The 13,804-nt window shown below is 64.2% G+C and carries 15 protein-coding genes; 3 read left to right on the top strand and 12 right to left on the bottom strand.

Annotated features, from left to right (window positions below; translation table 11 throughout):
* Positions 1-257 precede the first annotated feature (257 nt).
* From JC616_RS05985 to JC616_RS05935, 11 genes are all read right to left on the bottom strand, one after another.
* Positions 258-1,439 (bottom strand): dicarboxylate/amino acid:cation symporter, encoded by a 1,182-nt coding sequence (locus tag JC616_RS05985; RefSeq protein ID WP_107798373.1) that lies wholly within the window; start codon positions 1,437-1,439, stop codon positions 258-260.
* Positions 1,440-1,637: 198 nt separating this feature from the next.
* A complete protein-coding gene (gene pabC, locus JC616_RS05980) occupies positions 1,638-2,450 on the bottom strand; it encodes an aminodeoxychorismate lyase (protein ID WP_227107226.1) in 813 nt (270 codons plus the stop codon).
* Positions 2,450-3,742, bottom strand: a complete 1,293-nt coding sequence (locus JC616_RS05975; RefSeq protein ID WP_227107224.1) for an aminodeoxychorismate synthase component I — start codon at positions 3,740-3,742, stop codon at positions 2,450-2,452. The genes pabC and JC616_RS05975 overlap by 1 nt, the downstream gene beginning before the upstream one ends.
* 126 nt (positions 3,743-3,868) lie before the next feature.
* On the bottom strand, positions 3,869-5,110 hold the full coding sequence (gene fabF / locus JC616_RS05970; RefSeq protein WP_107798370.1) for a beta-ketoacyl-ACP synthase II: 1,242 nt from the start codon (positions 5,108-5,110) through the stop codon (positions 3,869-3,871).
* A gap of 177 nt (positions 5,111-5,287) precedes the next feature.
* Positions 5,288-5,527, bottom strand: a complete 240-nt coding sequence (gene acpP, locus JC616_RS05965) for an acyl carrier protein (RefSeq protein ID WP_019103041.1) — start codon at positions 5,525-5,527, stop codon at positions 5,288-5,290.
* A 106-nt stretch (positions 5,528-5,633) separates the two neighbouring features.
* A complete protein-coding gene (fabG, locus tag JC616_RS05960; RefSeq protein WP_107798369.1) occupies positions 5,634-6,371 on the bottom strand; it encodes a 3-oxoacyl-ACP reductase FabG in 738 nt (245 codons plus the stop codon).
* A gap of 52 nt (positions 6,372-6,423) precedes the next feature.
* Complete coding sequence (fabD, locus tag JC616_RS05955) at positions 6,424-7,353, bottom strand: ACP S-malonyltransferase (RefSeq protein WP_107798368.1); 930 nt, start codon at positions 7,351-7,353, stop codon at positions 6,424-6,426.
* A 130-nt stretch (positions 7,354-7,483) separates the two neighbouring features.
* On the bottom strand, positions 7,484-8,443 hold the full coding sequence (locus JC616_RS05950) for a beta-ketoacyl-ACP synthase III (protein ID WP_107798367.1): 960 nt from the start codon (positions 8,441-8,443) through the stop codon (positions 7,484-7,486).
* Between the two features lie 5 nt (positions 8,444-8,448).
* Positions 8,449-9,486 carry a phosphate acyltransferase PlsX gene (gene plsX / locus JC616_RS05945; RefSeq protein WP_107798366.1) on the bottom strand — a complete coding sequence of 346 codons (1,038 nt, stop codon included), beginning with the start codon at positions 9,484-9,486 and terminating at the stop codon, positions 8,449-8,451.
* Positions 9,487-9,543: 57 nt separating this feature from the next.
* Positions 9,544-9,723, bottom strand: a complete 180-nt coding sequence (gene rpmF, locus JC616_RS05940) for a 50S ribosomal protein L32 (protein WP_011136965.1) — start codon at positions 9,721-9,723, stop codon at positions 9,544-9,546.
* 46 nt (positions 9,724-9,769) lie between these two features.
* Entirely contained in the window at positions 9,770-10,273 is a 504-nt protein-coding gene (locus JC616_RS05935; RefSeq protein ID WP_107798365.1) for a YceD family protein, read from the bottom strand.
* Positions 10,274-10,380: 107 nt separating this feature from the next.
* Here JC616_RS05935 and JC616_RS05930 point away from each other — a divergent pair, with 107 nt between their 5' ends.
* Genes JC616_RS05930 through pncB form a run of 3 tightly spaced genes read left to right on the top strand, consistent with a single transcriptional unit; the run spans position 10,381 to position 12,879 of the window.
* Positions 10,381-10,962: a Maf family protein gene (locus JC616_RS05930; protein WP_227107222.1), complete on the top strand. Its 582-nt coding sequence runs from the start codon at positions 10,381-10,383 to the stop codon at positions 10,960-10,962.
* The gene (locus JC616_RS05925) at positions 10,959-11,663 is read left to right on the top strand and encodes an SAM-dependent methyltransferase (protein ID WP_227107220.1); all 705 of its coding nucleotides are present in this window, start codon (positions 10,959-10,961) and stop codon (positions 11,661-11,663) included. The genes JC616_RS05930 and JC616_RS05925 overlap by 4 nt, the downstream gene beginning before the upstream one ends.
* Positions 11,664-11,679: 16 nt before the next feature.
* Positions 11,680-12,879 (top strand): nicotinate phosphoribosyltransferase, encoded by a 1,200-nt coding sequence (gene pncB / locus JC616_RS05920; RefSeq protein WP_227108553.1) that lies wholly within the window; start codon positions 11,680-11,682, stop codon positions 12,877-12,879.
* Here pncB and JC616_RS05915 read toward each other — a convergent pair.
* Positions 12,868-13,740, bottom strand: a complete 873-nt coding sequence (locus tag JC616_RS05915; RefSeq protein ID WP_227107211.1) for a Rossmann-like and DUF2520 domain-containing protein — start codon at positions 13,738-13,740, stop codon at positions 12,868-12,870. The genes pncB and JC616_RS05915 overlap by 12 nt on opposite strands.
* Positions 13,741-13,804: the final 64 nt, after the last annotated feature.

Genomic DNA, 13,804 nt, shown 5'->3' with positions numbered 1-13,804 from the left:
GCGCCTCCCGGCATGCGCCAAGAAAACAAACAAGAAAAAAGGCCGAACATCGTTCGGCCCAAACAGGATACGAGAGAAACCTGCATGCGGTTCTGTTGAACCGACAAACAGTAAGAGGCTGCCTTTGACGACAAAACCGCCAAAAGCCGCCAGCGCTCTACTGCGCCAGAAAGACCCGCTCAATATACATGGCTCTCTTTATCTCTAAAAATAATTAAATGCTCGTTGTATAGTTCACATAAATCTATGACTTGGATTTAGGCCTGCTGAGAAGCCGGCTTGCCTTCCGCTTCCGCCGGCCGGCCCATAATGCGATCCAGCCACAGCGCGATCACGCCGTCGCCGGTAACATTGCAGGCGGTGCCGAAGCTGTCCTGCGCCAGGTAGAGCGCGATCATCAAGGCCAGGCTGGCCTCGGGGAAGTGCAGCATGCTGGCCAGAATGCCCAGCGCCGACATCACCGCGCCGCCCGGCGCGCCCGGCGCCGCCACCATGGTCACGCCCAAGAGCAGGATGAAGGGGAACATCACGTCCCAGCTCGGCACGTCCAGGCCGGCCGTCATCAGCATCACCGCGGTGGCGCAGGTGACCAGGGTGATGGTGGAGCCGCACAGATGGATGGTGGCGCACAAGGGCATCACGAAATCCGCCACCGGGCCGGACACCTTCATCTGCTTGGCCGAGCGCAGCGCCACCGGAATCGTCGCCGCCGACGACATGGTGCCCAGCGCGGTCAGGTAGGCCGGCAACATATTGCGGATCAAGGACCAGGGATTGCGGCCGCTGGCGAGGCCAGTCACCGTGTACAGCAGGGTCAGCCAGATCCAGTGCATGGCGATGGCCAGCACCAGCACCACGCCGAAAGTCTTCAACGTGGAAAACACCGAACCGTCGGCCGCCATCTCGGCGAAGACGCAGGCGATATAGGCCGGCAGCAGCGGAATCAGCACCTTGGCCAAGACCAGCTCGACGATGTCCTTGCCCTGATCCACCACCTCCTTGAGGCGCAGCGCGCGAGTGACGGCGATGCCGAGGCCGAACACGAAGGCCAGCATCAGCGCGGTCATCACGTCGAACAGCGGCTTGATCTCCAGCGTGAACAAGGCCTTGATCGCCGCCGGCTTGTCGGTGGCGTGCACGCCCTGAGCGATCAAGGACGGCAAAACGCCGGAGGCGACGGCGAAAGCCGCCAGCCCGGACAGAATGGTGGAGCAGTAAGCCAGCCCCACGGTCCAGCCCAGCATCTTGCCGGAGTTGGACTCCAGCGCGGCGATGCCGCTCATGATGTAGAACACGATGATCAGCGGAATCATGAAGCCGATGAACTGCCCGAACAGGGCTTTGAAAGTCATCAGCAGGGCCAACGGGCCGTCCGGGGCCCATAGCCCCAGCGCCAGGCCAACCGCCATGCCGGCCAGTAGTTTAAGAATCAATTTCACGGCAACCTCTCTGAGCTTGGTCTTTGGTCTAATGTTGTTCGCGATCCGCGCGTGCGCTTGCCGCCATGCCCGGTCCGGACACGGCGCGCCAGTCGGAAGAATGGAGATCCGCCCGTCGAGGGCGGCATGAACAAGAGAACGGACGCGGTCCGGGCAGGCCTGTCTGCGGGCCGGGAACTGCCCTCCCGGCGCCTGGCCTCAGGCTTGAAGCGACAAGCTGTGTCGCAGGGCGCTCAATAGCGGATGAGGCGTCCAGCTACGCTCGCCCAGGCGGGTAATCTGCCAGATACCCATCAGGCTATTGGAGAGAAACACCGCATCGGCGTCAATCAAGCGCGGGGCGGAAAGTCGCGTTTCAGTAAAAAAGAGTCCGATATCCAAACAATGCGCGGTCAACCAATCCCGCACCGCGCCGTTCACGCCGCAACGGTCCAGCCTTGGCGTGACGATGGCCTCGCCTTCCAGCAGATAGACATTGCTCATCGTGCCCTCCGCCACCCAGCCTTCCATATCCAGCATCAGGCCTTCGGCGATGGCGGGGTCTCGCCATTCCGAGCGCGCCAGCACGTTCTCCAGCCGGTTCAGATGCTTGATGCCGGCCAGCGCCGGCTGCAAGGCCAAGCGGGTTTCGCACCAGCGCGCCGTCACGCCCTGTTCGGCGCGCTCCGGCGGATAGCCGTTCCAGGCCGCGGCGCTGACGATGCGGGTGCAAGACGGCGCCTCCGGCGTCGCGTAGCCGCGCGCGCCTTCGCCGCGGGTCAGCACGATCTTGGCCGCCGCGCGCGGCAGGCCGTCCGCCGCCGCGGCCAGTTCGGCCAGCAACAGCGCTTCTTCGGGCGGAGGCAGGCGCAGCCGGCGCGCGTCCTCGCACAGGCGCGCGTACTGCCAGGCCCACAAGCGCGGCCGGCCGTTCAGCAGCTCCAGCGTGCGGAACACGCCGTCGCCGTAGGCCAGGCCGCGGTCCGCCGCGGCGATCCGCTCGCCGGGCCCGCCGTTGATCAGCATCGCCATCAGGCCTGCTCCACGCCCAGCGCCCGCAGCAGGCCGCGCGCCTTGTGGCGGGTTTCCTGCAGTTCGCGTTCCGGATCGGAGTCGGCGACGATGCCGCCGCCGGCGCGGAAGCGCAGCGCGCTCCCCTCCTGCATAAAGGTGCGGATCAGGATGTTCAGGTCCATGCTGCCGTCGCGGTTGAGATAGCCCAGGCTGCCGGTATAGGCGCGGCGCGCGCTGTTTTCCAGTTCGCGGATGATTTGCATGGTGCGCACCTTGGGACAGCCGGTGATGGTGCCGCCGGGAAACAAGGCGCGCAGCGTTTCCGCCGGACCGACGCAGGGACGCAGGCGGCCGCGGACATTGGATTCGATATGGTGGACATAGGCGTAACTGGCCACCGCCATCAGTTCGTTGACCTCCACGCTGCCGGGCTGGCAGATGCGGCCCAGATCGTTGCGCTCCAGATCGATCAGCATCACATGCTCGGCCCGCTCCTTGACGCTGGAAATCAGCCGCTGCTTCAAGGCGGCGTCTTCCGCCGGGTCCGGCGAGCGCGGATGGGTGCCGGCGATGGGCCGCGTTTCCGCCCAGCCGTCGCGCACCCGCACCAGCCGCTCCGGCGAGGAGCTGACGATCTGCGCGCCGCCGAAATCCGCCAAGGCCGAGAACGGCGCCGGGTTGGTGCGGCGCAGCGCGGCGAAGAGATCGGCCGCGGCGACGCCGGCTTCCAGTTCGGCGCGCCAGCCGCGCGAAATATTCACCTGGAACACATCGCCTTCGTAGATGTAGCGCTTGAGGCGGACGACCGCGTCGGTGTACCACTGCGGCGGGTCTTCCTCCAAGCCCCGCAACGCCACCGGACAGGGCTCGAAGACCGGCGCCGCCTGGGCCAGGCTCAGCGCACGCTGCCACAGCTCCGCGCTTTCCGCCACGATCCAGCCGCAAGCTTCGCGGCGATCCACCAGCACCGCGGCCGGGGTGCGCGCCAGCGCCGCCAGCGGAAAGCTGTCCGGCAGCGCATCGGCCACGCTGGGCTCGAATTCGGACAGCAGATCGTAGCCCAGGTAAAGGAAATGCCCGCCGACGAAAGGCAGTTGATGACGGTTATCGACCGGCTGCGGCTTGAACTCGGCCAGGCGGCGCAGAAAATCGCCGCCCTCGCCGGCGTGAAACAGCTCACGGCCGTCTTCCAGCAGCAACAGATCCCAGCCGGCGTCGCCGGAGGACATCATCAAATACGGAAAGGTTTGCGGATCCGCCGCATGCATCGCCAGCAGGTCCGGCGCAAAATCCAGTTTCTGAGTGAACATCGAGAAGTCCCGGGCCGGCAGCCCGGCGCAGCTTGCCGCCCGCTTTGACCCGGACGGCGTGAAAACAAAGAAAAACCGCTGCGAGTGTAGCGCAGCGGTTCGGACTGTCAATCGACAAGACGACGATCAGACGCGCTTGAACACCAGCGTGCCGTTGGTGCCGCCAAAACCGAAGGAGTTGGAGATGCCGATGTCTATCTTCATCTCGCGCGCGGTATTGGCCACGTAATCCAGATCGCAGCCGGCCTCCACATCCTGATCGTTCAGGTTGATGGTGGGCGGCGAAACCTGGTTGTGCACCGCCAGAATGGTGTAGATCGCCTCCACGCCGCCCGCGCCGCCCAGCAAGTGGCCGGTCATCGACTTGGTGGAGTTGACCACCAGCTTCTTGGCGTGGTCGCCAAACGCCAGCTTGATCGCCGTGGTTTCATTGGCGTCGCCCAGGGGCGTGGACGTGCCGTGAGCGTTCACGTACTGCACCTGGTCGGCGTTGATGCCGGCGTCGCGCAGCGCGTTGCTCACGCCGCGCGCCGGGCCTTCCGCGCTCGGCGCCGTGATGTGGTGAGCGTCCGAGCTCATGCCGAAGCCGATCAGCTCGGCGTAGATCTTGGCGCCGCGTTTGACCGCGTGCTCATAGTCTTCCAGCACCAGCACGCCGGCGCCCTCGCCCATCACGAAGCCGTCGCGGCCCTTGTCCCAGGGACGGGAAGCCGTGGCCGGATCGTCGTTGCGCGTGGACAAGGCCTTCATCGCGGCGAAACCGCCGATGCCCAAGCGCGAAACCGCGCCTTCGGCGCCGCCGGCCACCATCACGTCGGCGTCGCCGTACTGGATCAGCCTAGCCGCGTCGCCGATGCAGTGCGCGCCGGTGGTGCAGGCGGACACGATGCCGTAGGACGGACCCTGATAGCCTTTCAGGATGGACACCTGGCCGGCGATCAGATTGATCAGCGAGCCCGGGATGAAGAAGGGGCCGATCTTGCGCGGACCGCCCTCCATCAAGGCCACGCCGGTTTCCTCGATCAGCGGCAGGCCGCCGATGCCGGAACCGATGTTGACGCCGACCCGGGTCTTGTCCAGGCCCGGCACGTCGTCCAGGCCCGCGTCCGCCACAGCTTGCAACGCCGCGGCGATGCCGTAGTGGATGAACAGGTCGTTGCGGCGGGCTTCCTTCGGCGAGATATAGTCGCTGATCTCAAAGCCCTTCACTTCGCCTGCGATCTGGCAAGCCATGTCGCTGGCGTCGAAACGGGTAATCTTGGCGATGCCGCTGTTGCCGGCCAGCAAATTGGCCCAGCCGGTGGCGACATCATTGCCGACCGGGGACACATGGCCCAGGCCGGTTACTACAACTCTGCGTTTTGACACGAAGAATCTCCGTGAGAGATGGGAGGGCAGTCTCCCCACGAGACCGTCCACGCATTGCGATGCCCTACGGTTTGGCAGGGATCAAACGCGCGTTTGGCATCCTCTTGGCAAAAGACCTCTGCGAAGAGACCAGAAGGCTCCGGGCAGAGGTCCTAATACCCCTCGAAAGGGAAGGAATTACTTGTTCAGGTGGGCAGTGACGTAGTCGACGGCTTGCTGAACGGTGGTGATCTTCTCGGCCTCTTCATCCGGAATTTCGCACTCGAACTCTTCTTCCAGAGCCATTACCAGCTCAACGGTGTCGAGGGAGTCGGCGCCCAGATCGTCCACGAACGAAGATTCGATTTTCACTTCGGCTTCGTTCACGCCCAGTTGTTCGGCAACGATCTTCTTAACGCGCGCTTCGATGTTTTCCATTTGTTTAAACCCTTGACCTTTCTGATTCGGGATAACAAAACCCCGGTATTCTACAAAAAAAAATTAGAGCAGCCTACCTAAATCTCCAGGCGGGCCGCAAGCTCGTTCACGGCATCAACATGCCGCCGTTGACATGCAGCGTCTGGCCGGTGATATAGCCAGCGCGATCCGACGCCAAAAAAGCGGTGGCGTCGGCGATATCCTTGGCGTCGCCCAGGCGGCCCAGGGCGATCTGCTCGACCAGCGCCGCGCGTTGCGCTTCCGGCAGCGCGCGGGTCATATCGGTGTCGATGAAGCCGGGGGCCACGCAGTTGACGGTGATGTTGCGGCTGCCCACCTCGCGCGCCATCGACTTGGTGAAGCCGATGATGCCGGCCTTGGCCGCCGAATAATTGGTCTGGCCCGGGTTGCCGGACACGCCCACCACCGAAGCGATATTGACGATGCGGCCGAAGCGCGCCTTCATCATGCCGCGCAACACGGCCTTGGACGCCTTGAACACCGATTTCAGATTGGTGTCCATGATGTCGTCCCAGTCCTCGTCCTTCATCCGCATCAGCAAGCCGTCGCGGGTGATGCCGGCATTATTGACCAGGATGGCGATCGCGCCGAATTCTTTTTCGATGGATTCGACCAGCGCGTCGATCGCGCCGGCCTCGGTCACATTCAACACCCGGCCGGCGCCGCCCTGTGCGGACAGGCGCTCGTGGATGCTCGCTGCGCCGGCCTCGCTGGTCGCGGTGCCGATCACTACGGCGCCTTCGGCCGCCAGCGCCGCGGCGATCGCCGCGCCGATGCCGCGCGATGCGCCGGTGACCAATGCCACTTTGCCTTGCAGGCTCATTGCAGTCTCCTTATCGTTATTCCGGCCCCGCCTTGACGCGGCCGCATTGCATTCAGTTCAGTTCGCCGCGAGCGGCTTCCAGCGCCGCCACATCGGTCAGCGCCAGGCATTTGATGTTGCCGTCGATGCGCTTGGCCAGGCCGGCCAGCACTCTGCCCGGCCCGCATTCCGCCATCTGCGTCACGCCGTCGGCGGCCAGCTTCTGGATGGTTTCGGTCCAGCGCACCGGCATGTAGAGCTGACGGGTCAGCGCGTCGCGGATCTGCGCCGGCTCGTTGTAGCTGGCGACGTCGGCGTTGTGCAGCACCGGAATGGCCGGCGCGCCGATATCCGCTTGCGCCAGCGCCGCGGCCAGTTGCTCCGCCGCGGGCCGCATCAACGCGCAATGCGAGGGCACCGATACCGGCAAAGGCAGCGCGCGCTTGGCGCCGCGGGCCTTGCACTGTTCCATGGCCCGCTCCACCGCGCCCTTATGGCCGGCGATCACCACCTGGCCCGGCGAATTGAAATTGACCGCTTCCACCACTTCGCCCTGAGCCGCTTCCGCGCAGGCGGCGCGGATGTCCTCATCGGACAGGTTCAGGATGGCGGCCATCGCGCCGACGCCCACCGGCACCGCGGACTGCATCGCCTCGGCGCGCAGGCGCACCAGTTTCACCGCTTCGGCGAAGGGCAAGGCCGCCGCCGCCACCAGGGCGGTGTATTCGCCCAGGCTGTGGCCTGCCACCAGCGTCGGCTGACGGCCGTTCAACTCCTGCCAGGCCAGATAAGTGGCGTAGCCGGCGGCCAGCATGATGGGCTGGGTATTGACGGTGGCGTTGATCTCGTCGGCCGAGTCCGCCTGCAGCATCGCCCACAGGTCGACGCTCAAGGCGTCCGATGCTTCGTCAAAAGTGTGTTTCACCACGGGGAGGTCGGCAAAGCCGTCCATCATTTTCAAGCTTTGCGAGCCTTGGCCCGGGAACAGAAAAGCAAACGCCATAGTCGACTCCAGAGAATTCGACGCAAGAATGACGCAAACCGGCGACGTCTGCCAAGCCTAACGATCAAATATCGCAGAGGCTAGTGACCTCACGGTCAGCCGTCGGCGGCTTGCGCGCCAATGTTTCGGGTCAGATCTTCAACAATACAGCGCCCCAGGCGAAACCGCCGCCTATGCCTTCCAGCAATACGGTCTGGCCTGGACGAATGCGGCCGTCGCGCACCGCGCAGTCCAAGGCCAGAGGAATCGATGCGGCGGAGGTATTGCCCTGTTGCGGCAATGTGACGATCACGCGTTCCATCGGCAAGCCCAGATGCTTGGCGGTGGATTCTATGATGCGCAGATTGGCCTGATGCGGCACCAGCCAGTCCACTTCGCTCTTGTCGACGCCGGCTTCCGCCAGCGTCTTGGCGGCGATGTCGGACAGGGCTTTGACCGCGAATTTGAACACCGCCGGGCCGTCCATGTGCAGATAGGGCATGCCCTGAATCTTGCCGCCGGAAATCTGGGCCGGAGTGTTGAGAATGTCCTTGTAGCGGCCGTCCGCCGCCAGCTTGGCGTGCAGGATGCCCGGCTCCTCGGAGTCGCCGAGAATCACCGCGCCGGCGCCGTCGCCGAACAGCACGCAGGTGCGGCGGTCGTCCCAGTCCAGCACCCGCGACATGATTTCCGCGCCCACCACCAGAGCGCGGCGGGCCATGCCGCTCTTGATGTAGTTGTTGGCGGTCACCAGCGCGAACATGAAGCCGGCGCACACCGCCTGCACGTCGAATGCCGCGCAGCCGGGAATGCCCAGCTTTTCCTGCAACAGACAGGCGGTGCTGGGGAAGACCATATCGGGAGTGGTGGTGGCCACGATGATCAGATCGATCTCGTGCTTGTCGATGCCCGCGCTCTGAATCGCGGCTTCCGCCGCCTTGAGCGCGAGATCGCTGGTTTTGTGTTCCTCTGCGGCAATATGGCGCGCGTGGATGCCGGTGCGAGAGACTATCCACTCGTCGCTGGTATCCACGCGTTCGGCCAACTGCGCATTGGTGAGCACCTGCTCGGGCAGAAAGCTGCCGGTGCCTAGAATGCGGGAATAGCCCATGGTTGTCAGTTCGCTTCCGCCTCGGACTGCTTGAGATTGTTTAATTGGTGCGCAATCCGGTCGGCGATGTGACCAATCACGTCGGAACCGGCTTCCTCGCAAGCCTGCTCCAGCGCGTAACGGAATCCTGTGACATCGGTCCCGCCGTGGCTTTTCACCACGATGCCGCGCAGCCCCAGCAAGCTGGCGCCGTTGTAGCGGCGGGGATCGATGCGCCTCTTGAACAGTTTGAGCACCGGCAGCGCGGCCAGAGCGCACAAACGCGTCCACCAGCTGCGGCCAAACTCTTCGCGCAGGAACACGGCAAACATGTGAGCCAGCCCCTCAGCTGTCTTCAAAGCCACATTGCCGGTAAAACCGTCGCAGACTACCACATCCACCGTGCCTTTACAGATGTCGTCGCCCTCCACGTTGCCGTGGAAATTGAGCTCGGACTGGCGCAGCAGTTCGGCGGTCTTCTTGATATTGTCGTTGCCCTTGATGTCTTCCGAACCGATGTTCAGCAGGCCGACGCTGGGGCTGGCGTTGCCGCTGAGGCACACCACCAGTTCGGATCCCATGATGCCGAACTGCAACAGTTGTTCTGGGGTGCAATCGACGTTGGCGCCCAAATCCAACACGCAAGACGAGCCCTTGACGGTGGGCAGCATTTTGGCGATGGCGGGACGGTCGATGCCGGGAATGGTCTTGAGTACGAAACGCGCGGTCGCCATCAGCGCGCCGGTGTTGCCGGCGGACACGGCGGCCTGAGCCTCGCCTTCTTTGACCAGATTAATGGCCACCCGCATCGACGAATCTTTCTTGTTCTTCAAGGCGAGCTGAGGCGCCTCATCCATGCCCACCACTTGGGTGGCGTGCTGGATGCGGATGCGTTCACGCGCGACGCCTTGATGCGCGGCCAGTTCAGCCTCTAGGGCTGCTTGGTCGCCAACAAGAATCAAACGGGTGTCGGGATGGTTCTGCAGGAATTGGATCGATGCAGGGACGGTAACCTTGAGGCCAACGTCACCGCCCATTGCATCAACCGCGACGGTGATAGTCATCAACGAGTGCGGTAATAGTGCTGCCTAATCAGTGGGGAAAGTAGGAAAACGGGGAGATTACTCGCCCTTGGTCTTCACAACTTTGCGGCCGCGGTAGAAACCGTTCGGGCTGATGTGGTGGCGCAGGTGCGCTTCGCCGGTGCTGGCTTCAACTGCCAGAGCCGGAGCGGTCAGAAAATCGTGTGCACGATGCATGCCGCGCTTGGACGGGGACTTTTTGTTCTGTTGAACAGCCATGGTCGACTCCTAAGAAATTCAAGTAGATTCGGTTCGAATCCGGGTTTTACTCGGACTTGGGTCTCTTAAGCGCCGCCAGCACCGCAAACGGATTGGGCTTGTCAGCCTTGGCGAGCGAGAGAGTTTCCCTGCCGCAGTCGTCGTGTTTCGGCGACAGCGGCAAGCCCATAATGATTTCGTCTTCGATCAACGCCGTCAGGTTCAGTTCCGGCTCGGCGATGATAGCGTCCAGCTCCTCGTCCTGCTCGCAAGCCTCTTCCAGCTTGTCCGGATCGGTAAACAAGGTGACCACCGAATCGGTGTCCAGGCTGTACGGCATGCTTTCCATGCAGCGCTGGCAGGTCACTTTGAGTTCCCCGGACAAATGAAGACGCAGCGACAAACGGTTCAAGCTGTCGCGAAAACCGTCCAGGGCGTATTCCACGTTCCCGGAGGTGTCGGACAGGTCGCTGTGCACGCGCTCATCCAGCTCGCCAACCGGCAGTTTGCCGGCCTGCGAACGCCCTTCCCGGGCGAACTTGAGCGGATCGATCAAAATCGGTTTAGACATAAACCTCGCATGGTACAATCCATTCCCCTGATTTGTCAAAAGAAACAAGGAGCCCTCCGCGCGCGCCGCCAGGCCGCCCCGGCTCCGCAACAAGCGACGTCCACATCATGCAGATCGTACTGGCCTCCACCTCCCGCTACCGCCAAGAAATCATCGCCCGCCTGGGCCTGCCCTTCCACGCCGAACCGCCGGTGTGCGACGAAACCCCGCTGCCGGGCGAAACCGCGCTGGAAACCGCGGTCCGGCTGGCCCGCACCAAGGCGCAATCGCTGGCGGACAAGCATCCGCAAGCGCTGATCATAGGCTCCGATCAAGTGGCTTTGCTTGACGGACAGCAGATCGGCAAGCCAGGATCGTTCGAAAACGGCGTCAAGATGCTGCAATGGATGAGCGGCCGGACCGTGGTGTTTCATTCGGCGCTGGCCTTGTACAACAGCGCCGAGCGCCGGCTGCAAGAAGCGGTGGGCATCACCCGCGTCACCCTGCGCGCGCTGAGCGAAGCGCAAATCCGCAACTATCTGGAACGCGAGCCGGACGCGCTGCACTGCGCCGGCAGCGCCAAGAGCGAGGGCCTCGGCGGCGCGCTGCTGGAGCGCGTGGAGTCCGACGATCCCAATGCGCTGATCGGCGTGCCTCTGTTCAAACTGATTACGATGCTGGCCGATGAAGGCGTGGAGATTTTGCGATGAGCGGCACCCTGTTCCTGATCCCCGCCCCCTTGGGCGACGAATCCATCGCCTGGCTGCCCGAAGCCGAGCGCGCCAAAGTGCTACACCTGACCCGTTTCGTGGTGGAAGCCGAAAAAACCGCGCGCAAACACCTGAAGGCGCTGGGCGTCAGCGCGCCCATCCGCGAACTCGCCATGAGCACGCTGAACGAACACACCCCGGCCGCCGACGTCGCCGCCTTGCTGCAACCGCTGCTGGATGGCCACGATCTGGGCCTGATCTCCGAAGCCGGCTGCCCGGCGGTGGCGGACCCCGGCGCGCAACTGGTGGCGCTGGCGCATGAGCGCGGCTTGCGGGTGGAGCCCTTGATCGGCCCGTCCTCCATCCTGCTGGCTCTGATGGCCAGCGGCGCCAACGGCCAGTGCTTCGCCTTCCACGGCTACCTGCCGGTGGACGCCACCGACAAGGCAAAAATCGTCAAGGAGCTGGAGCAGCGTTCGCGCCAGCGCAACGAGACCCAGGTCTTCATCGAAACGCCGTACCGCAACAACGCGCTGCTGCAGCAATTGCGCGACACGCTGTCCCCGGCCACCCGGCTGGCGGTGGCCTGCGATCTGACCTTGCCGAGCCAGACCATCGTCAGCCGACGGGTCAAGGACTGGCCCAAGGACGCGCCGGACCTGCACAAGCGCCCGGCCATTTTCATCATTCACGCCGCCTGAGCCCGCCATGGCCAAGATTCCGCCGCTGATCCATTCTCTGCTGGACACCGACCTTTACAAGTTCACCATGCTGCAAGTGGTGCTGCACCAGTTCCCGGCCTCGCACGGCGAGTACGAGTTCAAGTGCCGCAACCGCCCGGACATGCCCTTGACCCAGCTGAAGAAAGAGCTGGAAGCGCAATTGGACTGGCTGTGCCAGCTGCACTTCACCCAGGAAGAGCTGGCCTATCTGCGCACCCTGCGCTTCATCAAAAGCGATTTCGTCGATTACCTGGAATTGTTCCACCTGCAGCGGCGCTTCATCACCGTATCCTGCGAGGACGGGGAACTGGCGATCCGCATCAAGGGACCGCTGGTGCAGGCGATGTTTTTTGAAATCTTCGTGCTCGCCATCGTCAACGAATTGTATTTCCGCCGCCTGGACTCGGCTGAGGTCCGCTCCGAGGGCCTGCGCCGGCTGGAAGCGAAAATCGCCGTGCTGGAACGCTTCCGCGACAGCGAGGCCGCGCAGCAGCGCTTTCCCTTGCTGATCGCCGATTTCGGCACCCGCCGCCGTTTCAGCCGGGACTGGCAGCAGCATGTGGTGGAGCGCCTGAACACCGCCTTGCCGGACATTTTCCGCGGCACCAGCAATGTTTACCTGGCCTGGAAGCTGGGCATCACTCCGATAGGCACCATGGCCCACGAGTTCTTCCAGGCCTTCCAGGCGCTGGGCGTGCGGCTGCGCGACTTCCAGAAAGCGGCGCTGGAATCCTGGGTGCAGGAATACCGCGGCGACCTCGGCATCGCGCTGACCGACGTGGTGGGCATGGACGCCTTCCTGGCGGACTTCGACCTCTACTTCGCCAAGCTGTTCGACGGTCTGCGCCACGACAGCGGCGATCCCTATCAATGGGGCGAAAAGGCGATCGCGCATTACCGCAAGCTGCGCATCGATCCCGCCACCAAGATGCTGACCTTCAGCGACGGTCTGAGCGTGGACAGCGCGCTGGACCTGCACCGCCATTTCAGCCCGCAGATCCAGGTCAGCTTCGGCATCGGCACTCATTTCACCAACGACATGGGACTGGAACCGCTGCAAATCGTGCTCAAGCTGGTCAGCTGCAACGGCCAGCCGGTGGCCAAGCTGTCCGACAGCCCCGGCAAGACCATGTGCAGCGACGAAACCTTCCTCGCCTATCTGCGCCAGGTGTTCAAGGTGGCGCTAGCTGCCTGAGCCCTCCGCGGGCGCCAGCGCGCTCAGCACTTGCCGGCGCGCCTGCTCGGACAGGCGCTCGCCGGCCAGCGCCACCGTCTGCCGGCCCAAGGCCTGGTAGGCGGCGCGCAAATCGGCATCGTCCATCGCCTGCAAATGCAGGGCCACCGTCGAGGCGTCGCCGCGCGCGATGGGCCCGGTCAAAGCCGCCTGCGGCCCCAGCGCCAAGGCATTGTCCAGCGTTTGCCGCATCAGACCGCCCAGCAAGGGCGTCAGCAGCGCCTCGGGCACCCCGCCCTGGCCGGCCAGCCGCCGCGCGATGGCAGTCAGCGTCACCAGATAATTGGACGCCACCGACAAGGCCGCGTGATAGGCCGGCTTGCCGCCCTCGGCCAATTGAAACGGCCGCCCGCCTATGGCCTGCGCCAATTCCCTTAAGACAAGGCACGCTTCGGCGTCGCCCTCCAGCGCGCACAGCACGTCGGAAAACCCCTCAAGCGCGATGGCCGGATCGGCGAAGGAAAAGGCCGGATGCAGGCTGCCGACGTGCGCGCCGCGCGCCGCCGCCGGCCGCAACAGCTCGGCTCCGCTGACGCCGCTGGCGTGAAACACCACCGCGCCGGCCGGCACCTCCGTCTCCGCCAGCCGCAAAGCGCAGTCGGCGATCGCCGCGTCCGGCACCGCCAGCAGGTACAGGTCGGCGGCGGCCAACTCCGCCCATGCGGTCACCGGACGCCCCGCGCCGATGAAGGCGCAGGCGGCGACGGCGGAATCCGCGCCGCGCGTCATCACGTCCTGCACCCGGTAGCGGCCGGAACGCCGCGCCAGCGCCGCCAAGGTCTTGCCCAGACGCCCCGCGCCTATGATGTTGATCCGAATCACGCTTCCTCCCGAAAACCTCAAGCCGCCCGCGCGTGCGCGAATCCGGGCGCAGACAAAAAAACAG

The sequence above is a fragment of the Chromobacterium rhizoryzae genome, from assembly GCF_020544465.1.
GTDB lineage: Bacteria > Pseudomonadota > Gammaproteobacteria > Burkholderiales > Chromobacteriaceae > Chromobacterium.
This window is presented reverse-complemented; position numbering and strand designations above follow the sequence as displayed.